The organism is Ruegeria sp. E5 (assembly GCF_056534105.1).
This window is the reverse complement of the sequence record NZ_JBQFPA010000008.1, coordinates 1-21,029: the sequence shown is the minus strand read 5'-3', so window position 1 is coordinate 21,029 and position 21,029 is coordinate 1. Positions and strand designations below refer to the sequence as shown.

At 53.4% G+C, this 21,029-nt stretch carries 21 protein-coding genes; 14 read left to right on the top strand and 7 right to left on the bottom strand.

What is annotated here, in order from left to right:
* Positions 1-13: 13 nt before the first annotated feature.
* The 10 genes from ACR0BI_RS21205 (at position 14) to ACR0BI_RS21160 (ending at position 10,755) form a co-directional block, all read left to right on the top strand.
* Positions 14-856: a hypothetical protein gene (locus ACR0BI_RS21205; RefSeq protein ID WP_480562975.1), complete on the top strand. Its 843-nt coding sequence runs from the start codon at positions 14-16 to the stop codon at positions 854-856.
* A gap of 194 nt (positions 857-1,050) precedes the next feature.
* Positions 1,051-2,412 carry an ISNCY family transposase gene (locus ACR0BI_RS21200; RefSeq protein ID WP_480562974.1) on the top strand — a complete coding sequence of 454 codons (1,362 nt, stop codon included), beginning with the start codon at positions 1,051-1,053 and terminating at the stop codon, positions 2,410-2,412.
* A gap of 337 nt (positions 2,413-2,749) precedes the next feature.
* Entirely contained in the window at positions 2,750-3,619 is an 870-nt protein-coding gene (locus tag ACR0BI_RS21195; RefSeq protein WP_480562973.1) for a polysaccharide deacetylase family protein, read from the top strand.
* A gap of 136 nt (positions 3,620-3,755) precedes the next feature.
* Entirely contained in the window at positions 3,756-4,256 is a 501-nt protein-coding gene (locus ACR0BI_RS21190; RefSeq protein WP_480879148.1) for a RidA family protein, read from the top strand.
* Positions 4,257-4,272: 16 nt separating this feature from the next.
* Positions 4,273-5,073 carry a glycine betaine ABC transporter substrate-binding protein gene (locus ACR0BI_RS21185; protein ID WP_480562971.1) on the top strand — a complete coding sequence of 267 codons (801 nt, stop codon included), beginning with the start codon at positions 4,273-4,275 and terminating at the stop codon, positions 5,071-5,073.
* 105 nt (positions 5,074-5,178) lie between these two features.
* A complete protein-coding gene (locus ACR0BI_RS21180; RefSeq protein WP_480562970.1) occupies positions 5,179-6,714 on the top strand; it encodes a substrate-binding domain-containing protein in 1,536 nt (511 codons plus the stop codon).
* 16 nt (positions 6,715-6,730) lie between these two features.
* Entirely contained in the window at positions 6,731-7,693 is a 963-nt protein-coding gene (locus ACR0BI_RS21175; protein ID WP_480562969.1) for a carbohydrate ABC transporter permease, read from the top strand.
* Between the two features lie 2 nt (positions 7,694-7,695).
* A complete protein-coding gene (locus tag ACR0BI_RS21170; protein ID WP_480562968.1) occupies positions 7,696-8,562 on the top strand; it encodes a carbohydrate ABC transporter permease in 867 nt (288 codons plus the stop codon).
* A gap of 4 nt (positions 8,563-8,566) precedes the next feature.
* Entirely contained in the window at positions 8,567-9,679 is a 1,113-nt protein-coding gene (locus ACR0BI_RS21165; RefSeq protein ID WP_480562967.1) for an ABC transporter ATP-binding protein, read from the top strand.
* Positions 9,676-10,755: an ABC transporter ATP-binding protein gene (locus ACR0BI_RS21160; protein WP_480562966.1), complete on the top strand. Its 1,080-nt coding sequence runs from the start codon at positions 9,676-9,678 to the stop codon at positions 10,753-10,755. The genes ACR0BI_RS21165 and ACR0BI_RS21160 overlap by 4 nt, the downstream gene beginning before the upstream one ends.
* On the opposite strand, the gene ACR0BI_RS21155 is transcribed toward ACR0BI_RS21160, so the two are convergent.
* Positions 10,756-11,715: a LysR family transcriptional regulator gene (locus ACR0BI_RS21155; protein ID WP_480562965.1), complete on the bottom strand. Its 960-nt coding sequence runs from the start codon at positions 11,713-11,715 to the stop codon at positions 10,756-10,758. It lies immediately after the preceding gene.
* 130 nt (positions 11,716-11,845) lie between these two features.
* Here ACR0BI_RS21155 and ACR0BI_RS21150 point away from each other — a divergent pair, with 130 nt between their 5' ends.
* The gene (locus ACR0BI_RS21150) at positions 11,846-12,964 is read left to right on the top strand and encodes an alkene reductase (RefSeq protein WP_480562964.1); all 1,119 of its coding nucleotides are present in this window, start codon (positions 11,846-11,848) and stop codon (positions 12,962-12,964) included.
* Positions 12,965-13,005: 41 nt separating this feature from the next.
* Here the strand turns inward: ACR0BI_RS21150 and ACR0BI_RS21145 are convergent, their stop codons facing one another.
* The 5 genes from ACR0BI_RS21145 to ACR0BI_RS21125 form a co-directional block, all read right to left on the bottom strand.
* Positions 13,006-13,566: a DsbA family protein gene (locus ACR0BI_RS21145; RefSeq protein WP_480562963.1), complete on the bottom strand. Its 561-nt coding sequence runs from the start codon at positions 13,564-13,566 to the stop codon at positions 13,006-13,008.
* Positions 13,563-13,892: an NIPSNAP family protein gene (locus tag ACR0BI_RS21140; RefSeq protein WP_480562962.1), complete on the bottom strand. Its 330-nt coding sequence runs from the start codon at positions 13,890-13,892 to the stop codon at positions 13,563-13,565. The genes ACR0BI_RS21145 and ACR0BI_RS21140 overlap by 4 nt, the downstream gene beginning before the upstream one ends.
* 187 nt (positions 13,893-14,079) lie before the next feature.
* Entirely contained in the window at positions 14,080-15,189 is a 1,110-nt protein-coding gene (locus ACR0BI_RS21135) for an ABC transporter substrate-binding protein (protein ID WP_480562961.1), read from the bottom strand.
* A 29-nt stretch (positions 15,190-15,218) separates the two neighbouring features.
* Positions 15,219-16,292 carry an ABC transporter permease gene (locus ACR0BI_RS21130; RefSeq protein ID WP_480562960.1) on the bottom strand — a complete coding sequence of 358 codons (1,074 nt, stop codon included), beginning with the start codon at positions 16,290-16,292 and terminating at the stop codon, positions 15,219-15,221.
* Positions 16,279-17,820, bottom strand: a complete 1,542-nt coding sequence (locus ACR0BI_RS21125; RefSeq protein ID WP_480562959.1) for a sugar ABC transporter ATP-binding protein — start codon at positions 17,818-17,820, stop codon at positions 16,279-16,281. The genes ACR0BI_RS21130 and ACR0BI_RS21125 overlap by 14 nt, the downstream gene beginning before the upstream one ends.
* Positions 17,821-18,005: 185 nt before the next feature.
* Here ACR0BI_RS21125 and ACR0BI_RS21120 point away from each other — a divergent pair, with 185 nt between their 5' ends.
* The 3 genes from ACR0BI_RS21120 to ACR0BI_RS21110 all read left to right on the top strand — a co-directional run bounded on the left by ACR0BI_RS21120 (position 18,006) and on the right by ACR0BI_RS21110 (position 20,389).
* Positions 18,006-18,803, top strand: a complete 798-nt coding sequence (locus tag ACR0BI_RS21120) for a helix-turn-helix transcriptional regulator (protein WP_480562958.1) — start codon at positions 18,006-18,008, stop codon at positions 18,801-18,803.
* A 315-nt stretch (positions 18,804-19,118) separates the two neighbouring features.
* Positions 19,119-19,655, top strand: a complete 537-nt coding sequence (locus ACR0BI_RS21115; RefSeq protein WP_480562957.1) for a YbhB/YbcL family Raf kinase inhibitor-like protein — start codon at positions 19,119-19,121, stop codon at positions 19,653-19,655.
* A 20-nt stretch (positions 19,656-19,675) separates the two neighbouring features.
* The gene (locus ACR0BI_RS21110) at positions 19,676-20,389 is read left to right on the top strand and encodes a cytochrome b561 domain-containing protein (protein WP_480562956.1); all 714 of its coding nucleotides are present in this window, start codon (positions 19,676-19,678) and stop codon (positions 20,387-20,389) included.
* 55 nt (positions 20,390-20,444) lie between these two features.
* Here ACR0BI_RS21110 and ACR0BI_RS21105 read toward each other — a convergent pair.
* Positions 20,445-21,029: heterodisulfide reductase-related iron-sulfur binding cluster (locus ACR0BI_RS21105; RefSeq protein ID WP_480888643.1), on the bottom strand; the 585-nt coding region annotated here is incomplete at its 5' end.

The window sequence follows — 21,029 nt, the reverse complement described above, 5'->3', positions numbered from 1 at the left end:
ATTTGGAGTTGGAATGCGAAAAATACTGGATCAGTCGTTCCCCTTCGTCGCAGCAAAAAGTGAATCGACCTATAGACTCGTCGAAGTCGATGGGATGTGCCTCATCGAAAAAGTCACAGTAAGTATTTCGGTTGAGGCGGAAGTTTCCGACAATGCTAACCCTGAGCATGTGTTTAGGGAATTTATCGCCGCGAAGCAGGCAAACAGAGAACGTAACAAAAAACGCATCTCCGCAGTAGACGCCTTCAAACAACACTATGTTCATGGGCTATCCTGGCGGCAGATCGCCAACGAAGTTGGGCAGAAGTCAGGAGCTTCCATCGGCAAACGTGTCTTAGAATTCACGAATGGCCTAGCACACCAATACCTTAATGGCGCGAATATAGACCTTTTGATTGGACAACTCGACGTTTCCCCAAACCATCTCCATTCTATCCTAGTGGATGCGCTAGAGAGAGAAAGGCGCAGGCTGCTTTATGATTATGAAAGTGGAGGCGTTATGCGCGGCTTTGCCCGCGATGTCGACCGGATCGTAGAAATCACAAATTTCTTAGACGATTGGAGCACATTCGAGTACCAAGTTGTGTCGCCATTTGTTGAAGTGGATATAGAAAAGCGGCTTAACAAAAAAATCCTCTACGCTACGGATTTCTATGAAATTCATCGCGCAAGCGGTGAGGTGTCCAGGATTTCAGCTGACGTTCTAGACGGTATAACGTACCATAACTGGAACTCCTCGCACCTTGTTGAAGCGTTTGGCTTAATCGAGGCCGATCCAATCATAGCGGTTTTCGATATGTTCGGAAAACAATGTGACTACTACACAGAAAAGCTGTCAAATTCCACGTCTCAGTGACCGTTGGTTTGCATTTCGTAAGTTTCGAATCACATTTCGTTGTTTTTAAGGTTTTGCCATAACTGAGTACCACTTTATTTAACATAATAAAGCTTATCAGTTCATCTGTTGAAGCAGCAAAGTTAAAATGTCCCACATTAGCAAAGTAGAAGTGTCACACTTCCCTGTCGAGCAGGCAGGATTGGAGTGTGACGGTGGGATTGGTTGTCATGAGCGAGCGCGAGCTTAATCGTATTGAAGTGCTGAGCCAGGTTTCCCAAGGCCGCATGACGGTGGTTTCCGCCGCAAATGTTCTGAACTTGAGCCGCAGACAAGTTCATCGTTTGCTCAAGGTTTTCCAGACTGATGGCCCGGCTGCGCTCCGTCACAAATCACGCAATCGCAGATCCAACAATCGTATTGATCCGGCCGTTCGTGAGTTTGCGCTGGCACTTGTCAAAGAACGATACGCTGATTTTGGCCCGACACTGGCGGCTGAGATGTTGTTGGAACATCATGATTTGAAAGTGTCGCGTGAGACGTTGCGCAAATGGATGCAGGCAGATGGAATCTGGCTATCTCGCAAACAGCGCAGGACGTTCCATCAGCCGCGCTTGCGCCGGGAATGCTTCGGCGAGCTCATCCAGATCGACGGCTCCGATCACCGCTGGTTCGAAGATCGCGCCCCGCCCTGTACGCTGCTGGTCTTCATCGACGATGCGACCAGCACGTTGATGCAACTGCGGTTCGTGAAGTCGGAAAGCACCTTCAGCTATTTCGAAGCGCTTGAAGGCTACCTGGCCGAGCACGGCCGCCCTGTAGCTTTCTATTCCGACAAGCACACCGTGTTTCGGGTGGCGCAGCAAGGTGCAAAGTCGGGCCATGGCATGACCCAGTTCGGGCGGGCTTTGAACGAGTTGAACATTGAGATCCTGTGCGCAAACAGTTCCCAAGCCAAAGGCCGTGTAGAACGCGCAAATCGCACGCTACAAGATCGGCTGGTGAAGGAACTGCGTCTCTCTGGCATCTCGGACATGGAAGCCGCAAACATCTTCCTTGCGGAGTTTAGGCAACGCTATAATGCCAGGTTTGCCAAATCGCCGCGACGTCCGGACAATCTGCACCGGGTCCTGAATGTCGAGCCCAGCCGTCTGCGGGACATCCTGTGCTGGCGCGATGAGCGCTACGTCGACCGGAACCTGGTGCTGCGTTACGACCGCAAGCGGATAACGCTTGAAGAGAACAACCTCACCCGTGGCCTCGTTGGCAAATATGTGGACAGCTATGAATTCCAGGACGGTACGCTGGAATTCCGGTCAAAGGGTGTTCCACTGCCCTACTCTGCTTACGACAAAGATCAACGTGTGAGCCACGCGGCGATCATCGGGAACAAGCGGCTGAGTGCAGTGCTGGAGCACATCAAGCAAGAGCAGAATAAAGCACCACCGAAGAAGCGCCGCGTCGGCACTCAGGCCACACGCTATAGCCCAACAGGTCGGCGCAACAACGGCTGGAACTCAAGGCTTGCGAAAGCGGCAAAAGAGAAGCGTGCAGCCAGCCAGGGCTCCGATTTTTGAGGTCTCCACCCTGTCAGGCTGCACTACCGTTCCGCGGCAACCGGGACATTTCTACTTTGCAGGCCGGGTGACATTTCTACTTGGTTGCAACATCTGTTGTACCCGGGGGCACGTTCTAAACTGGGTTGCGACAGACTCCCTAACTCTCTGGAAATCCTCCGATTTAGAATCGTGGATCTTCAAAAGACTTGTAGGAGGGCTACACCATTTTTTTGCAAATTCCCTCAATTGGTTGAAATCCTCAACAAATGAGTTCGCATCTTCGAAATAGTCCAAGCATCTGTCTTCGTTATTGTCCGCGAGACTATGAAACTATCTCGCATGAGGTCAGACACAAATGACTAGCACACAAAGTATCAATCCCAAGTTTTGGCCAAACGACGCGCGCCTTGTGATCTCGATTTCGATGCAGTTTGAGGCTGGAGCCCAGGGAGCCGATGCCGAAGGGCCTTTCCCCCCGATGGACGCCGGGCTTGTCGATACCATCACACCCACTTGGTATGAATACGGGATGAACGAAGGCATTCCTCGGCTTCTCGACCTTTGGGACCGCCACAACGTCAAAGTAACGTCTCACATGGTTGGCCAAGCAGTTGAGCGTCGTCCGGACCTAGCCAGAGAATTGGTTACCAGAGGCCATGAAGCAGCCGCGCATGGATACAATTGGACCCCACAATTCGGGATGACACCGGACGAGGAACGAGCATCTTATGAGAAAAATATCGAAGTGGTTGAACGCGTAACAGGTCAACGCCCCGTGGGGTTCAACGCATTTTGGATGCGTCAGACCCGAGCGACGTTCGACATCCTTCGGGACTTGGGATTCCTCTATCATACGGACGACCTGTCAAGAGACGAGCCGGCTATCACCATGGTTCGCGACAAACCATTCGTGATCGTTCCCTACACATTGCGTTGCAACGATATTGGGCGTTTCTCCTCCCAAGGGATGACCGCAACTGGGTTTGAACAGGAGTTGAGAGACGAATTTGACGTACTCTATGCAGAGGGGGCGACCCGTCGCCGCATGATGTCCATCAGCACTCACGACCGGATTGGCGGCGCACCCGGTGTCGTCGCTTCGCTGGATAGGTTTTTGACCTACGCCAAACAGCACGAAGGTGTGGTTTTTCTGCGTAAAGACGAAATCGCAAGGTTCGTACTTAAGGGGGAGAATGTTCCGACTAATCCCCCGCGGAGCTTCTGACTTACAATATTGGAGTCAAAGAATGGGAGGGTACACATCCCAATCTTCAGGTCCAAACAAACCAGTTTTCGTACCGGCTAGTTGTCCAAGTGGCGCCTTTGTCGGTCCCATCATCATAATAGGTTGAGAGGATCTAATGGTGCCCGCTGAAACAACGCCTAGAGCATGCGATAACTTAACCCCGGAACTGCGCTTGGCTGAAATGGGTCTCACATTGCCACCGGTTCCGAATGCCGTCGGCGCATATGAACCTTGGATTCGGATCGACAACATCATCTATACATCTGGGCAATTGCCCTGGATTGACGGCGACTTGAAGTACACAGGCAAGATGGGTGCTGAGTTAAGCCTGCAAGATGGGTACGCGGCGTTCCGCCTCTCTGCCCTAAACGGGATTGCCCTCTTGAAATCAGCAGTCGGAGAGCTAAGCCGCATCACGCGGATCGTGCGTGTGGAAGGAAGCGCCCACACCACACCGGATTTCACCGAACAGCCAGCCGCCCTGAACGGTGCCTCTGATCTGATCAACGAAGTCTTTGGTACAAAAGGTCGCCACACGCGCATGATCTATTCTGACCCAGCAATGTGCCTGAACTGCGCGACGCTTGTGGTGCTTTGGGCTGAAGTTACAGATTGAGCGGAGATTCAGACAGGTGTGCACTCCTCTGATTGTTGGACAGATCGACTTAAGTTTTCACAAAGCAACTGCTGCGGTGATTTGTGAGTTGCTCGCCAAAACGGGCCATGAAGTGGAAGTGAAAGAGGCCCCTCATGAAGACATGTACGCCATGCAAAAAGCGGGCGAGGTGGATCTCGTCGTGTCCGCCTGGCTTCCTGCCAGCCATGGAGCATACATCGAGCCTTACACGGACGATCTGCTGAAACTCTCCGTCATCTACCACCCCTACTGTATCTGGGGCATTTCAGACCGAGCTCCACAGGGCATTCGCTCAGTTGCTGATCTGGCCGACCCACAGGTTGCCGCACTTTTTCACAAGCGCATTCAGGGCATTGGACCCGGAGCAGGCATCAGCAGGTTTTCGCGGCAAATGGTTCGCGATTATCAATTGGATGAGCAAGGGTTTCACTTTGAGAACGGATCACTAGACGACTGCACTTCTACTTTTTTGAACTTAGAAGAAGCTGGGGACCTTACAGTTGTCCCCTTGTGGCACCCTCAATGGCTTCACAGCCAGACCAATCTACGCGAACTATCAGATCCGCTGGGTCTACTTGGCGGCCAGGATGAAGCGACATTGGTGCTGCGGCGGGGTGCTGCGCACAAGCTCAATCATCAAGGTAGAGCGCTATTGGACAACATTCAGCTTGGAAACGGCACGGTGTCGCAACTGGATCGTGAAATCTGCCGCGATGGGAAAACTCCGCGCGAAGCCGCAGTCTCGTGGATTCGAGCCAATCTTGAACAGTGCAACTCTTGGCTTCAAGTTGAATGACACGCCAATAATTTAGATTTTCTCAACAATCTTTTACAATATTGAATGATTAATTTGAATAATTAAACTCGTAGCGTTTCTTTCACCAATAGGGAGGAACGCCAGATGGGCAAAACCAACAATGAGTCCAGTAAACAGTTGAAACGTCGCAGTTTCTTGAAAGGCTCGGCGGCGGCACTGACAGGGGCCGCAATGCCGGGAATCTTGCATAACAACGCTGCCTTCGCGGATACTGAAGCGATCTATCACATCGCCAACCGGGCGGTAGAGGGAGCAGCCAGTTTGGCTGAAGGAGCGGCCAAGAAAAGCATATCCATCCTCATTCCGGGCGGCTCCGGAGGGAACCTGACACCATTTCTGGATGAATGGAAGTCTCTGACCGGGCTTTCAGTTGAACTGATCGAGGTCCCCAACACCGAGCTCTATTCCAAAGCCATGCAGGAAGCAGTGGCAAAAACCGGGCAGTACGACTTAATCATCGGACCGGTCTTTGCCTTGCCGGATTTCACGGAGGCTGGCTTGGCCAAAGAACTTGGGGCCTTCGTCGACAAATACCAGCCAGAACTGGACCACGGCACTTACCGCATTCCCTATCCATTCTCCGAGTTCGGATGCAAATACGGCGGTGGCTATCGTGCGCTCTATGCAGATGCCGACAACTGGGCACTTTATATGCGCAAAGACTGGATGGAGGATCCCGCCGAACAGACTGCCTTCAAGGAAAAATACGGCCGCGACCTTACAGCACCTAACACCTGGGATGAATATGATCAGTTGATCGAATTCTTCACACGCCCAGAGGAAGGCCAATACGGGTCGCTGGAATACCGCGCACCGTTCTATACCAAATGGCAATGGATGCAGCGCTTCTGCTCAAAGGGTATGCTCTACTTCGACAAAGACATGAAGCCGCTTTGCAACAGCCCAGAGGGTATTGCCGCCCTTGAAGAACTGATCGCAAGCGAACCCTATTTGCCAAAAGAGGCCTTCACCAATGGCTGGTCTGAAAACTACAATCAATACGGTATAGGCAATGTTTTCAGCACCTTCAGCTGGCCTTCGTTTTTCCGTTACAACAACGACCCCGCCATATCAGAGGCCGTAGCCGGCAACCTTCTGTCCGCGCCTGTACCGGGTACTATGGTAGATGGGGAATTGATCCGCGCATCGGTCAACGCGTTTGGCTGGCTCTATGTCGTGAACGAGCACTCTGCGATTCCGGAATTGGCCTATCTCTTTGCGCAGTGGCATACGGCGCCGGATGTGTCGGACCGTGCCATTCCCATGAATGGTGGCTATTTCGACCCAACGCGGACCAACCACTTCAAATCGCCCGGTGCGGCGATGAAGGAGAAGTATACTCAGGCTTGGCTGGATGCCGCTTGGGATCAGATCGGGGATGTGATCCCGGATTTCGTGATCCGCGGAACCTTCGAGTACTCCGAAGCCCTGGACAGAAATTGCGTCGAAGCCGTGCTAGGCAAGAAAACAGCCGAGGACGCCATGAATGATGCCGCAAAAGAAATGGCGCGCATCACCAGGCGCATGGGCAAGGATCGCCAAATTCAATCCTGGCACTCCCTCGCCCGTACCTTCCCGGAGAAAATCAAAGCACGCCACGGCGTCGGTTCCTGGACCTGAAACGAAGGTAGATCAAATGACCGAGACTACCACTCAGGAGGTGCCAGATATGGCACCTCGCCCTCAAGGCCTGTTCAAACGAAATCCCAATGATCCCAAAACCCTGCCGCTTCTCCTGATCATTCCGTCGCAGCTCTTGTTGATGGGCATGATGGTGTTTCCATTCTTTCTGGAGCTTTGGATCAGTCTAACGAATTGGCAGCCAACCTTCGGGTCGCTTTGGGAGGCCGAGTTCATTGGCTACTTCAACTACGAAGAACTACTCGTTTATGAACCACGCTTCCTACAGGCTTTAGGGCGCACATTGCTCTTTGCGGTGATCTGCCTGTCGCTTGAGTTCATGCTTGGACTCGGATTGGCAATTCTGTTCCTCAAGGCAATTCCAGCGCGGAAACTTCTGTTTTCGCTGTTGCTCAGCCCTATGATGATTATGCCGGTTGTGGTTGGGTACACATGGTTCATGCTGTTCCAGACCAACGGGCCAATCAACCAAATCATCGGCTGGATCACCTTTCAAAGCGGACTCCCGCAGATCGAATGGTTCCGGCACGATGCCACGGCATTTGCATCTATCGTGGTCGCCGAGGTTTGGCACTGGACCCCATTGTTTTTCCTCGTACTTCTGTCTGGCCTGAATGCCGTCCCGCAGAACCCGATCCGGGCTGCAGTCATGCTTGGAGCTGGACCGCTCCGCATCTTTTGGTCCGTGGTGCTGCCAAATCTACTGCCGGTCATCATCATCGCATTTGTCATTCGGTCGATGGAAATCCTTAAGATCTTTGACGAGATTTTCCTGATGACGCGAGGCGGGCCTGGAACCGCCACTGAGATGGTCAGCCAATACCTTTACAAACTCGCGTTTCAGGATTTCAGGCTCGCCTACGCCGCTGCGGCTGCATTCATCGTGCTGGTGCTTACGGTCATCGGAGTCAATCTGATGCTCCGCCCGGTCACACGGCAAATCCTGAGGGAGGAGTAACAATGTTCGTCAGTAAAAAAATGACATGGTGGGCCTGGGGCGCCCTAGCCCTGGCCCTGTTTTTTGCGGTCTTTCCAATCTTCTGGATCGTATCGACGGCCTTCAAGCCTTCGACCGAGTGGGTGGCTATTCCTCCCGTTTGGATTTCGGGGCAGCCAACGCTGGAAAACTTCAATGCGGTGTTCGTTTCGCAAACCGGGGCTGCTGACACAGCTGCCACATCGGTTAGCGAGACCGGGTGGCGCGCCATCATTGGCTCGATCATCATCAGCACTTGTGCCACCGCTTTGTCGATCTCGGTCGGGCTTGCCGCATCCCTGGCGATTTCGCGTTATCGTTTTGGCGGCACTTCGACACCGCTAATGATCCTCAGCGGCCGCATGTTTCCCCCCATTGCAATCGCCATTCCGTTCCTGGTGATGTTCAATTCGATTGGCCTGATCGACACTTATCTCGGTTTGATCCTGTGCTATGCCGCCTTCACGCTGCCCTTTTCAGTTTGGATGATCAAAAGCTTCATCGACGATTTGCCGCAGGAGATCGAAGAAGCCGCAATGCTGGACGGACTCAGCCGCGTGCAGGCACACTTCCGGTTCACCATCCCGCTGATTCGAGGGGGGCTGATTTCCACCTCGTTGTTCATCTTCATTCTGAACTGGAGCGAATTCCTGTTCGGTCTCGTCCTAACCGCCAAGGACGTGGTGACAATTCCAGTCCAGTTGTCCAAGTACTTCGCCGCTACTGCGGGGCAGCTTTACGGCGTGCAAGCTGCTCTCGCCGTTGTCGCCGTGCTGCCGCTGGTGGCGATTGGTTATTTCATTCAGACCCACTTGGTACGCGGTTTGACCTTTGGCGCAGTGAAGAGGTGATCCAATGACAAAACTTCAAATTGAAAACCTGCGCAAAACCTATGGTGCCTTCACGGCTGTCGAAGATTTGAACCTGTCAATTGAGCAAGGGGAAACTGTTGCTTTGCTTGGTCCTTCCGGCTGCGGAAAGTCCACAACGCTCAATATGATCGTTGGCCTCACGGAACCAAGCGGCGGAGACATCCGCATTGATGGGCGTTCAATGCTTGGTGTTCCGCCGGGCAAACGCGAAATCGGGCTGGTCTTCCAGGACTATGCCGTGTTCGGCAATATGACCGTTCGGGAGAATCTGGCTTTCGGGTTGAAAGTCCGGCGCTTGGCCAAACGTGATATCGCCGCCGAGGTCGAAAAGACGGCCGACCTGATGGGGTTGACTCATTACCTGGACAGCCCGACGGCGGGCATGGGCGGATCCCAGTTGCAGCGGGTGGCCTTGGGCCGGACGCTGGTAACCAACCCTTCGATCCTGCTTCTGGACGAACCACTATCCAACCTCGAAGCCGCGATGCGCAATGAAATGCGCCAGGAACTTCGGCGGATTCAGAAGCAGACCGGCCAAACGGTGATCTATGTGACTCACGATCAGATAGAGGCTCTTTCGCTGGCACACCGGATTGCAGTCATGGATCGCGGAAAGCTTGTCCATTATGGCTCCACACACGAGGTTTATCATTTCCCAAAAGAGACCTTTGTCGGCGGTTTCCTTGGGGATCCTCCAATGAATTTCCTGCCTGGGACGATCCAGGCAAGCAATTCCGGCTTGAGCGTGGACATCGGCTGCGCCTCTGTTGCTGCTGGAAAGACCTCACCGGACCTGCCATTGCAAACCGGACGCAAGGTGACACTTGGTGTGCGACCGGAATCCATAGACCTTCTGCCAGATGGCACCTCTGATCTGAGCGGCGAAATCCTACTGATCGAGCAGTTGGGTGCCGATACAATTGTTACGCTGCTTCTGGGCGCCCACGAAATCAAGCTCCGCTCAACCCGCGATGTCAGCCATCGGATCGGAGACAGGTGCTGCCTGAATTTCCATCCCGGCATGATAAGCCTGTTTGACGCGGAAACCGGTGTTCAGGTTTTTGCTTCGCTCACCGCCAAGGAGAATGCAGCATGAATGCTCTCGAAATCCGAAATCTCACAAAACGGTTTGGAAAGACCACGGCCCTCGATGATGTATCGCTGACTGTTCCAAAGGGAGGTCTCGTGGTGCTCCTTGGCCCCACCGGTGCTGGCAAGACGACATTACAGCGGCTCGTTGCCGGGCTGGAGACGCCGGACAATGGACGGATCATAATCAATGGCGAGGACGTAACCGGACTGCAACCCAACCAGAGAGCTGTCTCTATGGTGTTTGAAAGCCTCGCCCTTTACCCCAATCTCACCGCCTATGAGAACATCGCCCATCCTCTGCGCATTCAGGGTATGGAAGCGCGGGAGATCGACGCAAAAGTGAAAGAACTGTCCGAGGTTCTCCATGTCAGTCACATTCTTGATCGCAAGCCCGCTTCCTTCAGTGGCGGTGAAAAGCAGCGCATTGCAATTGGACGCGCTTTAGCAAAACCGGCTGGAATATACCTTCTGGACGAGCCGCTTTCGAGCCTCGATGCCGTGTTGCGTAGCCAGTTGAGGTCTGAATTGAAGCGATTGCTGTCAGCAACCGGTCACAGCATTATTTTCGCAACACCTGACTATACTGAGGCACTGGCGCTGGGGGACAACGTCAATGTGGTGATGTCCGGAAAGATCGTTCAGTCCGGAACCGCAGCTGAGCTTTACACCACGCCCAAGACCACGGAGATCGCTCAGTTCGTCGGCAACCCACCGATCAACCTGTTATCTGCTCAAATCCAACCCTTCGCCGGCGGCGCAGAAATTCGGCTGGCGGATCTTATTTTTTCATTGCCGGAGATCAGCGTTGCACCCCATATCAGCAGTGTTTTACTGGGTATTCGGCCGGAAGATATAGGGATTTCCAACGCTGAAAAAAACCATAACACGGCTGGAATCGCCCGCGTCGTCGATATGGAACCGCTCGGCAACAGAACCACGCTAATGCTGGACATGAATGGGTTTGCATTCGCTGCTTCGGTTGAAACCGAGGACGATCTGGATGCGCTCTCAAGCGTTGCAGTTAATCTGGACCCGAGCCGCTTTCACCTTTTTTCAACTGATGGTCTGCGTCTGGATTAATCACGTTTCTAGAAGGTTTTCCTCAGCTAAGTAATGCGGCTTCAAACTGATGGTTTCGAGGCATTTGTCGAGGATCTTCAGTTCCCTGATGATATGGTCAGCCAGTCGGCGTACTTTCGTCGGCTGGCGCGCCAGCGGCGGAAAAACAAGCTGCAGATCGACATTGGGTGGACAGTAGTTGATTAGCAAAGGCACTAGGCGACCATAGTTGATATCTTCCGCGACGTCCCAAGCAGATTTCAAGGCAACGCCCTTTCCATCTAGTGCCCATCTGCGCAGCACTTCACCATCATTTGTCGCCCGCGAGCCTGATACCCGCACTGTAAGTGCCTTGGCATTTTCTACGAAGGTCCATGAATCGTTTTTGTCGCCAAGAGATGACAATAGCATGCAATCATGTCCGACAAGGTCTTTTGGGTGGTTCGGCATCCCTTTTCTCTCGACATAATCGTGTGATGCAACTGGGATACGCTTGTTCGATGAAACCCGACGAATACGCAGGCTGCTGTCCATCAACGCTCCGTACCGCACAGCGATATCGATCCCACGCTCGGTTAGATCCGTCACACGATCAGTACAAACGAGGTCGACCGAAATTCCCGGATTTGCCTCCACGAACCGATCCAGAGACGAGGCAATATAGTTCCTGCCAAGATCGACCGGCGCAGTGATTTTAATCACACCGGACAACTCGCGTTTTTCGCGTGAGATTTGCTCGTCAAAGGCCGCCAGATCATTCAAAATATTCGACGAAACTTCCAAAAACTCCTCTCCGGCAGGCGTAAGATGCATCTGACGAGTGGTCCGGCGAAACAGTGTTGCTCCTACAGATCGCTCCATTGCAGCCAGACGCAACGAGGCTGAACCTGGCGAAATCCCTATGTCGCCCGCCGCAGCGCTGAGTGAACCCAGTTCGACGATCCGTTTGAACAGTTTCAGGTCAGATACCTTCTCGATCATATTATTTGAAATTCCTAAAAGGTTTTGTACTCAGAGCATTATTAACAAAGTTTTTTAAAAGAGCGAAGGTCCAATCGAACAGGCGAACAAACGATCGCCTGAACGGTATATAAGTCGAAAGGACCCCAACATGAGCGACAACCTGTTCAAACCACTGACCCTCGGTAGGCTCAACATCCCCAACCGGATCGCCGTCGCTCCAATGACCCGCGCCCGCACGACTCAACCCGGCGATATTCCCAACGAGATGATGGCGGAGTACTATGCACAACGTGCCGGCGCCGGGTTGATCATTTCCGAAGCCACACAGATTTCCAGCCAAGGACAAGGCTACTCCTTCACGCCTGGCATCTTTACAGAAGACCAGATCGAGGGCTGGAAGCTAGTTACTAATGCGGTTCACAATGCCGGAGGGCACATCTTCTTGCAGCTTTGGCATGTCGGCCGCATGAGCCATGAAAGCTTCCACGAAGATGGCAAGCCGGTCGCACCTTCCGCCCTGTCCCCCGATGCGCAGGTCTGGATCGTTGACGCTGAAACCGGGGAAGGCGGCATGGTTGATTGCCCTGTTCCGCGCGCCCTGACCCAACCTGAAATCAAGGACATTGTTCAGGATTTCCGACAGGGTGCTGCAAATGCCATTGCCGCCGGTTTTGACGGCGTCGAAATCCATGGCGCAAATGGATATCTGATCGACGAATTTCTGCGGCGGTCGTCGAACCAACGCACCGATGACTATGGCGGATCTCAGGAAAACCGCATCCGTTTCCTGCGCGACGTCACCAAAGCCGTCGCCGATGAGGTTGGCGCCGACAAGACCGGTATCCGACTGTCACCCTATATCACTCAACGAAACATGGCCGACGATGAGATCATTGAGGTAATCCTGAAGGCTGCTAGCGCCCTGAATGACATCGGGATTGCCTATGTTCACCTGTCGGAAGCCGACTGGGATGATGCCCCCATCGTGCCAGAGCAATTCCGCCACGACCTGCGCAAAGCCTATTCTGGGGCAATTATTGTTGCCGGAAAGTACACTCAGGATCGCGGAGACAAGATTATCGGCGATGGGCTGGCCGACATCGTAGCCTATGGCCGCCCGTTCATCGCCAACCCCGACCTACCCCGCCGGTTTGCTGAAAGCCTGCCCTTGGCGGATTTCGACCCCGCAACTCTTTTTGGCGGAACCGAAGCGGGTTATTCGGACTATCCAGCCTCTGGAGCTCTTCTGGAAACGGCTGGGGAGTAACACGTCGCCCGGATTGGCGGTCACAGTAGCCGCCAATCCGATCATGCCCGGGTGATAGCTGTTATCCAGTCTTCAAGTGGGTCGCGACTTCCGAGGTCCGGATAAATCAGGCCGTTGACCATAAATGTCGGCGAGGCGTGAATGCCGTTCTGACGTGCATATTTCACGTGTTGCTTGAGATCCTGATCCAAATCATGCCGGGCAAAAAGTTCTTTCACTGAAATGCCACTCTCGGCTTCAATCCGATCTAAAAGAGCAGAGGGCGTCACTTCCAAGTTCGGCCCCGAACAATGGTTGTGGAACTCGAAGTCCTCGCGCCGCGCATAGATGGACTCCATGACGGTCCAGGCTGCCGCATTACCACCAGGCCCAGATGATGCCGCTAGGATGGCGCGGCAAATAATGCCTGAGAACAAGTGCCATGGTTGCGATTGCAGCCAAATTTTTAGAACAAAGCCGTCATCTCCAAGCTCCCTCCGCAGCGCCGGAAGCTTGCCAAAAGCAATTGCTGAAAAAGGGCAAGTCGGCTCTAAAAACACTTCGAAGAGCGGACCACTCTGACCCCAGTTCAATGATTGAGCTTTGGAAGAAACTCGGGTCATCTCTCCCCCTCCGGGATCCAGAATGCAGCAGGTTTGAGAAGCGTGTTGTGCTGTTCGGTCTGGTAACCGAGTTTTGCTCCGGCCTCGCGATAGGCCAGCCAATCGGTATCCCCGTAGAGCGCCTTACGACGTTCCTCGCGATCAGCTGCATTTTCATACTGCCAAAGATGAACGTAGGAATTCACGTCTCCGCTTTCCACCACGCCATAAAAAACAGGATTGCCCAAGTGTTTTTTCTGGGCGTTAAATCCAATCTCGGCATAGAGATCCAATTGCTGGCGCAAAGTTCCTGGACGCGTTCGATAAGTCCTGAGATCAAATAGCATTGTTATTACCTTCCAGAGGATTACATGGGTGGAAGCACCGCGATAACTGGCATCTCGAAGTGAGATCTGCCGGAAGTGAGGGGAGTAGTCACTTCCGGCAGTAACTGGATCTCGCCCTAAAGCGGTTGATCCAGTGGCAGGCCCGAAGTCATACGAGCATGCCCTTTTGTCTGTTGTCGGCAGCGCTTCAATTCACACCCCAAATCCCGCGATAGATGTCGCGATAACCATTGCCGGGGTCGTAGGACAGATCAGCACCGCCATCTTCCATGACGTTCTCAGGGGTGAATAGGTGAACTGGGACCACGAAACCGGAGTGTTCCTCTCCCGCAAGCGCCCTGTTCATTTCATCAACTGCTTGCCACCCATGCAGGTTAAGGGGTTCAGCAACCGTGGCATATTGGTAGAAGTCTTGCTGAATCCGCTGAAACGCAGCCTCTGACCCATCACCTGCCGAGATATTGCGGGGGAAACCACCTTGTTCCTTGCCGGCCGAAATCAAGGCAGGTGCCATGAAGTCAAACGGCAGATCATTGATCGTCAGAGAATAAGTCCAGTCATCGCCATAGCGTTGCAGGAGCGCATTCGTCAGAGGCGGCATCCGCGTACTGGCTTCGGCCAGAGGGGTATCCTCGACCGACAGGATCTTGCATCCTTCGCAAGCGCTGATCACCTCCGCAATGGCATCCGATTTAGCAATAGCGATTTCATAAACGCTGTCGGTGAATATCACGACACTCGCCGTACCATTGCTGTCGGCGACCGCAAGCGAGGCTGCTGCTCGCGAGATCTCGAGAGGATCCGTCGTGATATTTGTGAAAATCGGGTGTTTGTCCGATGGGCCAGTGGAAGCTGTCGAATGCCAGCCAACGATTACAATGCCAGCTTCATGAGCCTGGCGAATGGCTTCGGCTTGTTCATTTGCATCGATGGTGCCCAGAATGATGCCGTCGGGTTGTAGCGCGATAGCTTGTTGCATTGCAGCGGACCGCCCCGAAACCGATCCTTGACCATCAATGATACGCAGGTCCCACCCAATTGCTGAGATGGCTTCCTTTACACCTTCACTGACCCCCAATGCGCCGCCGTTCCGCTGATCCGCAGAAACATAAACAACGGTCTTTCCTTGCTGAGCCTCGGGTCCAGTGGTTGGCCCGGTCCACGGCGCGTTTGGTGCAGACGCCGCCTCGACGTAGGCCTTTGCATCGCTGACCGCATCGGCCAATGCCACTTGCCCCCCTAGTGCGGTGCCGGCCAGCATGGCGGCAAATGCCGTCTTCCTCAGTGTATTGTTCATGGTTCTCCTCCTCATTGAACAGTCAGATTTCAGGTTTCTTGTGTCTGATTTTTTGCTTCAGATGTATTATCCGGGGCGCGCGCATGGCGAACGGAGCTACGTTTTCTCTGCGCATAGCCAGCGATACCAATTGCGATCAGTAGAGTTGTTCCGTTGAACAGAGGCTCGACAAAGAATGCGCCGCCTAGTTGTTGAATGCCGGAAATGCCGACAGCCAGGATAATGACCCCCACTATCGTCCCCCAGACATTCACCCGACCTGGCTTGATCGTGGTGGAGCCCAAGAAAGCGCCTACAAGTGCGGGTAGAAGGAATTCGAGCCCTACGCTGGCTTGGCCGATACGCAACTTCGCTGCGAGAACAACGCCGGCAATAGCTCCGATGAGGCCAGAGGCAATAAATGCCCCAATTACATAGCGTCGAGTGCGAATCCCGTTCAATTCTGCGGCGCGGGAATTTGCTCCGATCGCATAAAGGTTACGCCCGATCGGCAGATATTCGGACACTATCCACAGTACAATCGCGATAGCCAGGACGTAGAATGCTGCGACCGGGAGGCCAAAAATGGTGTGGGCGTAGATCCCCGTAAAGGCCTCAGGCAACGCGCCAATGACCTGCCGCCCTCCTGTATGCCAAAGCGCGAGAGCGTAAATAATTGTGCCGGTTCCAAGTGTCGCGATAAAGCTATCAATCCGGGCGACTTCAACCAATAGCCCGTTAAGAAGACCCAAAGCGCAACCTCCCAGCAGGACAATCACAACGGCAAGGGTCCAATCCAAGCCGTAGACCGTCTGCAAGCTGATCGCGAGCACGTGCCAGATGACAATGCCGTATCCGACCGTAAGGTCGATCCGCCCCGTCATCATCGGGATCATGGCAGCCAGAGACAGTAGTGCGATTACGGATTTTTCCCCCAGAATCGCGCGAAGATTCAAGTATGTCGGAAAAGTTTGCGGCAGCAGGATTGAGAACAGTAGGATCAAGACAAGTGTCAAAATCGGCAGGCCATAGACTGGCAAGAACCGCATGACTTTTGCTGGCGCCGATAGGCCCTTCAATTGCGCCTTTGTGGGTTCGAGTGCGTTGGATTCAAGCGATTGCATGGCTGGTCTCCTTGCTCGCCGGGTCCAGGGAGGCGGCGTTCAATAGTGATGTGATTGAGAGCTGGTCCTGCGAAATTTCCGCGACAATCTGACCGTCGTGAAAAACGCAGGCACGATGGCTAAGTGCAGCGACTTCTTCGAAGTCAGTGGAGATGAGCAATACAGCGAGCCCGTCCTCCAGAGCCTTGGCGAGAAGCGCGTAGATATCCGCCTTGGAACCGACATCCACACCCGCGGTGGGATCCTCCAGGATCAGCACTGAACCACCGACATTCATCCACCTGGCCATCACAACCTTTTGCTGGTTTCCACCTGACAAGGTTTCGATCGGTGCAGACGGGTCGTTGGGTCGAATGTCGAACTTATCACCGATAGCGCGCGCTTCTTTTGCCTCGTCGGCGGGTGACCTGAAAGAGAACGCCTTCCTCCCGGTCAACGCGGGATTGATGAACAGGTTTTCCTGGATGGTCAGACCTTGCGCGACTGACTCCGCGTTGCGGTCTCCGGCGACCATACAGATTCCCTGCCGGATCGACTGCTCGGGATGTCGGGTCCTGAGTGGCGTTCCATTTTCAAGCTCAACATGGCCGCTAGTTGTTTTACTGCGCCCGAATAGCGCATGCCCCACGGCATCCTGGCCTGCCCCCCGAAGCCCCACGAGTCCAAGAACTTCACCGCGGCGCAAACTAAAGCTGACAGGCCCGACATCCTCGGTACACATTTCCTGCAGTCGCAGCGCGACTGGACGACTTTCCAACGCCGGAGGATGTATGAATACTTCCTCAAGTGCGCGGCCAATGATCATTTGGATCAGGCTGTCTCCATCCAGCTTCCCGATTGGCTCATCACCCACAAGAAAGCCATCACGCAGAACCACCGCGCGATCACCGATCGCAAACACCTCATCCAAGCGATGAGAAACGTAAATCATGGCAACACCAGTCTCCCGAAGACGGCACAAAACTTCGTGCAGCATCTCGACATCCGACTGAGGCAAACTGGCGGTTGGCTCATCCAAAACCAGCAGCTTGGCATTTCTGGCCAGCGCACGGGCTATGGCAACAAGAGACTTTTCGGTTCGGGTCAGCTCTTGAACGCGCATGTCGGGATCGATCGCGTCTGTCACCGTCGCGAGCGCCTTACGGGCCTGTTCCCGCGTCGCTGTCCAATTGATCAAACCAAACCGCCGTGCGAACGAGCCTTGCATGAGACCAATGTTTTCGGCGACCGTCATCCATTCAATGAGACCCAGATCTTGGTGAATGAATGCCACGCCAGGATTTGGCTCACGCGGGTCGAACTCGCGACCTTCAAAGAAAAACCGCCCGCTGTCCGCAGAATAGACCCCCGCCAACATCTTGATGAGCGTTGACTTGCCAGCCCCGTTCTCTCCCAAAAGCGCAACAATTTCCCCCTTCGAAACGGCAAAGCTCACGTCTGATACGGCCTTGGTTCCTCCAAAACGCTTGCTCAATCCCTCGATTGACAAGACGGGGACGTTCGCGCGTTTCGCGCGTTCTTTGTCCATAATTTTCCTCCCATTACCGTCGCTCAGGATGTCCTGAATTCAACGATCTGTCGATTATTGATGAATTCGGACTTGTCCTGCATTCGATATTCGGACAATATTGACATCAAATCGGCCACGCCGAAATCATACAGAAGCTTCGCCCCCACACGCTGAGCGAGACATAGAGAGCCGGTGAAAAACCAATGGACGAACCGTTTGCAATATCCGACGCCAAAAACAGCCATTCGGTTGCGTTTAAAGCCGACCGTATGTCGTTCTCTTCACAAGAAGAACCTGCTGGCCAATTGGTCCTTTGTACGACAGGGGAAGTGGAACTCTATGGCCACAACGGCGAATGGGTGATCCCTGCTGACTACATGGTATTCATACCAGCGGGCAGAATGTTTCGCATTCGCATCCGCATGCCGTCTTCCGGATTGGTGATAAAATTCTGCAATAATGAAGTGTCCTGGAGCCATGATGGTTGCTGGGTCGGACAGATACCTGAGATTGCCGCGCATATGGCACAGTATTCATTAAAATGGAGCTCCGAAGCAGAGCGAAGCCGTCGAAAGAGCAAGGCTTTTTTTGTCACATTGGGCGATATGGTTCCTGGCTGGTTTCGACATGAACGGATCATGTGGACGCCATATGCCGAGAACTCGGCCATTCAGCGCGTCATTGATTTTGCGCGCCTGCGTGGACCTGGAATCTCATTGCCAGAAGTCGCAGATCATGTCGGTATGTCGGAACGTACCCTTCGGCGCCACATGCAGACTGAACTTGGTCAAAGCTGGCGTGAATTCATTCGCGAACTTCGTATGAACAAGGCCATGGAGTTACTTAGGAAGGAAAAGAAGTCTGTCACGGAGACAGCTTTTGAGGTTGGGTTCTCGAGCAGTTCGGCGTTTTCGAACGCATTTCTGGACTACGTTGGGAAAACACCCTCGGCGTTCGCCAAGTCTGTCCGGCCAAGTGCAGAAAGAATTGTCGCTCATTAGCCTGCTTTTTGCCCGCGCAGCTGTAGAGAGTTTTGTATGCAAGCGCTCTGGAAATGAAAATAGTCACGCCGCTAGCTGCGTCACTACCAAATTACCAACGCTCACTCGAAAACTCGGTTCTCCTAACTAATCTGCCTTCAAAATACACCTTAACTCTTTGCAATTATTGACCGAAATTCTGCGGTCTTTGGCCGAAATCCGCATGTCCACTTTGTCCGATTTGGGCAGTATCTCTGTATATAGGTGGTTTTAGGACTCAGCCAACTCTCCCACTTAGACCGCAAAAAGTCAGCCGAAACAGTGGAGATTGTACTGATGTCGCGGACACAGCTGGAAGCCATCAGCCAAATTCGGGAGAGAATTATGTCGGAGCATCGCCCATTTCGACTAAACAGCACAACACTTGAAGAGAACACCAATATTTCTGTGGCACAGTATCTAAATGGCTTTGGATGCAGTGGTGACAACGAACGTCCAAGATTGGACTGGGAAAATGTACCGGCCGATACAAAGAGCTTCGCTCTCACTTTTTATGATCAGGACGCCCCAACCGGGAGCGGATTTTGGCATTGGGTTGTCTACGATATTCCAAGACACATAACCAGGCTTGCGCATGGACCGCTGCCAGATGGAGCAAAGGAGGCGAATACGGATTTTGGGGAGCCAGGCTACTTTGGCCCTTGCCCTCCTGTCGGCCGACAGCATCGATATACATTCTTTATTCATGCGCTCGATACCGAGGCCTTGGACGTTCCCCCAAATGCGACTGCGGCCTTAACGGGCTTCTTTATCCATCAACACACTTTGGCTAAGGCCAGCTTCACTGTACTTGCGGGCCCCCGCGAGGAATAAACCACTCTCTGGGAGGAAACATGAAAGTCGAGCACCATATCCCCGAAGAGGTTTACCTTGAATTCTTGGGGCGCACGATCGAAATTCACTGGAACTACCATGCGATCCTTATGGTAACGATCTGGTTCATTCTTGTTCCAATCGGTATCATCTCTCTGCGCTATTTCAAACCGCGTCCCACCAAAACAGGGATTACCGCATACCGGACCATATGGCGCCCGGAATGGATCTGGTTTCACGTACATCAATGGGGGCTGAACCTTGCAATTCTTCTGTCTCTGGCAGGCATGTTGGTCGCGCTAGTGGTTAGCCAGGGGTTTTCAGGATCACTGCATTCAATCTTTGGCTTGGCAACGATCGGACTTGGGGTCTTGCAGGGGGTTTCGGCGTTTTTTCGCGGGTCCCACGGAGGACGGTACTACGAGATCGCTGACCCAGAGGACCCCAAAACTTGGGAAGGGGATCATTTCAGCATGACGTCGCGCCGCCGCCGTATGGAATCTTATCACAAAACCGCGGGGTTCTTTACCATGCTTTGTGCGGCAGCTGCTGTAGGCTCTGGTTTGATGCAATACCCGATGCCCATCCTGACCGGGGTTCTTGTGCTGGTCAGCATCCTGCTGCTTGGACTTTCAGTTTTGCGGGAGCACTTTGGGAAACGGTATGACACCTATCGCTCGGTTTTTGGGAACGACCCGGCACATCCTTACAACAAGGAACGTGAAGAGCTTTGAATGTATGGCATCGGATGCATCAGCTTTGCACCCGATGTTTTTCATCAGACAAACATCACCGACTTCTTAGGTGGCTCAACAAAACCTGGGCCGGGTGGAGCACCTGCACTTCCGACAAGCGTTTCACCTGTGAGCGGCAGGAATACCCTGTCGCAACAAGGCGTCCCTCTGCTTCGGCTTCGACCAACGTCCGCCAGTTCTGATCATAGAGGCCACGCGACATCTTCTGATGGCGTACCTCATGACCAAACAAACCTGACATTCCACAGCACCCTGCTTTGACAATAGTGACGGGAAGACCTGAACGTTCAAAAATCCGCCGCCATTGCGCAGAGGTTTGCGGCTCCAACGAACGCTCAGTGCAATGCTGGATCATCGTGTAAGACATATCGCTATCAAACTCAGCCAGTTCTTGCACATCCAGCCATTCGCTGAGCAATTTGACACCCAGATCGGGGCAATCGGGCAACGTTGCCTGGTATTCATGGCGATACATCAAGGTGGTTGCAGCATCGACACCGACAAGAGCAAACCCCGCTTTGGACAGTTCTGCGAGATCGTGTGCGGCCTGTTGCGCCATCTGCCTGAACCGCTCCAGCATCCCTCGGACATGCAGAGGCTTGCCACCCACAAGATAGTC

Bases quoted from the DNA above. Each gene is read 5' to 3' on its own strand.
- ACR0BI_RS21120 (WP_480562958.1), top strand. From the start codon at position 18,006: ATGGACGAACCGTTTGCAATATCCGACGCCAAAAACAGCCATTCGGTT.
- ACR0BI_RS21175 (WP_480562969.1), top strand. From the start codon at position 6,731: ATGACCGAGACTACCACTCAGGAGGTGCCAGATATGGCACCTCGCCCT.
- ACR0BI_RS21190 (WP_480879148.1), top strand. From the start codon at position 3,756: ATGGTGCCCGCTGAAACAACGCCTAGAGCATGCGATAACTTAACCCCG.
- ACR0BI_RS21155 (WP_480562965.1), bottom strand. From the start codon at position 11,715: ATGATCGAGAAGGTATCTGACCTGAAACTGTTCAAACGGATCGTCGAA.
- ACR0BI_RS21145 (WP_480562963.1), bottom strand. From the start codon at position 13,566: ATGACCCGAGTTTCTTCCAAAGCTCAATCATTGAACTGGGGTCAGAGT.
- ACR0BI_RS21110 (WP_480562956.1), top strand. From the start codon at position 19,676: ATGAAAGTCGAGCACCATATCCCCGAAGAGGTTTACCTTGAATTCTTG.
- ACR0BI_RS21160 (WP_480562966.1), top strand. From the start codon at position 9,676: ATGAATGCTCTCGAAATCCGAAATCTCACAAAACGGTTTGGAAAGACC.
- ACR0BI_RS21180 (WP_480562970.1), top strand. From the start codon at position 5,179: ATGGGCAAAACCAACAATGAGTCCAGTAAACAGTTGAAACGTCGCAGT.
- ACR0BI_RS21165 (WP_480562967.1), top strand. From the start codon at position 8,567: ATGACAAAACTTCAAATTGAAAACCTGCGCAAAACCTATGGTGCCTTC.
- ACR0BI_RS21205 (WP_480562975.1), top strand. From the start codon at position 14: ATGCGAAAAATACTGGATCAGTCGTTCCCCTTCGTCGCAGCAAAAAGT.
- ACR0BI_RS21135 (WP_480562961.1), bottom strand. From the start codon at position 15,189: ATGAACAATACACTGAGGAAGACGGCATTTGCCGCCATGCTGGCCGGC.
- ACR0BI_RS21150 (WP_480562964.1), top strand. From the start codon at position 11,846: ATGAGCGACAACCTGTTCAAACCACTGACCCTCGGTAGGCTCAACATC.
- ACR0BI_RS21195 (WP_480562973.1), top strand. From the start codon at position 2,750: ATGACTAGCACACAAAGTATCAATCCCAAGTTTTGGCCAAACGACGCG.
- ACR0BI_RS21170 (WP_480562968.1), top strand. From the start codon at position 7,696: ATGTTCGTCAGTAAAAAAATGACATGGTGGGCCTGGGGCGCCCTAGCC.
- ACR0BI_RS21130 (WP_480562960.1), bottom strand. From the start codon at position 16,292: ATGCAATCGCTTGAATCCAACGCACTCGAACCCACAAAGGCGCAATTG.
- ACR0BI_RS21125 (WP_480562959.1), bottom strand. From the start codon at position 17,820: ATGGACAAAGAACGCGCGAAACGCGCGAACGTCCCCGTCTTGTCAATC.
- ACR0BI_RS21115 (WP_480562957.1), top strand. From the start codon at position 19,119: ATGTCGCGGACACAGCTGGAAGCCATCAGCCAAATTCGGGAGAGAATT.
- ACR0BI_RS21140 (WP_480562962.1), bottom strand. From the start codon at position 13,892: ATGCTATTTGATCTCAGGACTTATCGAACGCGTCCAGGAACTTTGCGC.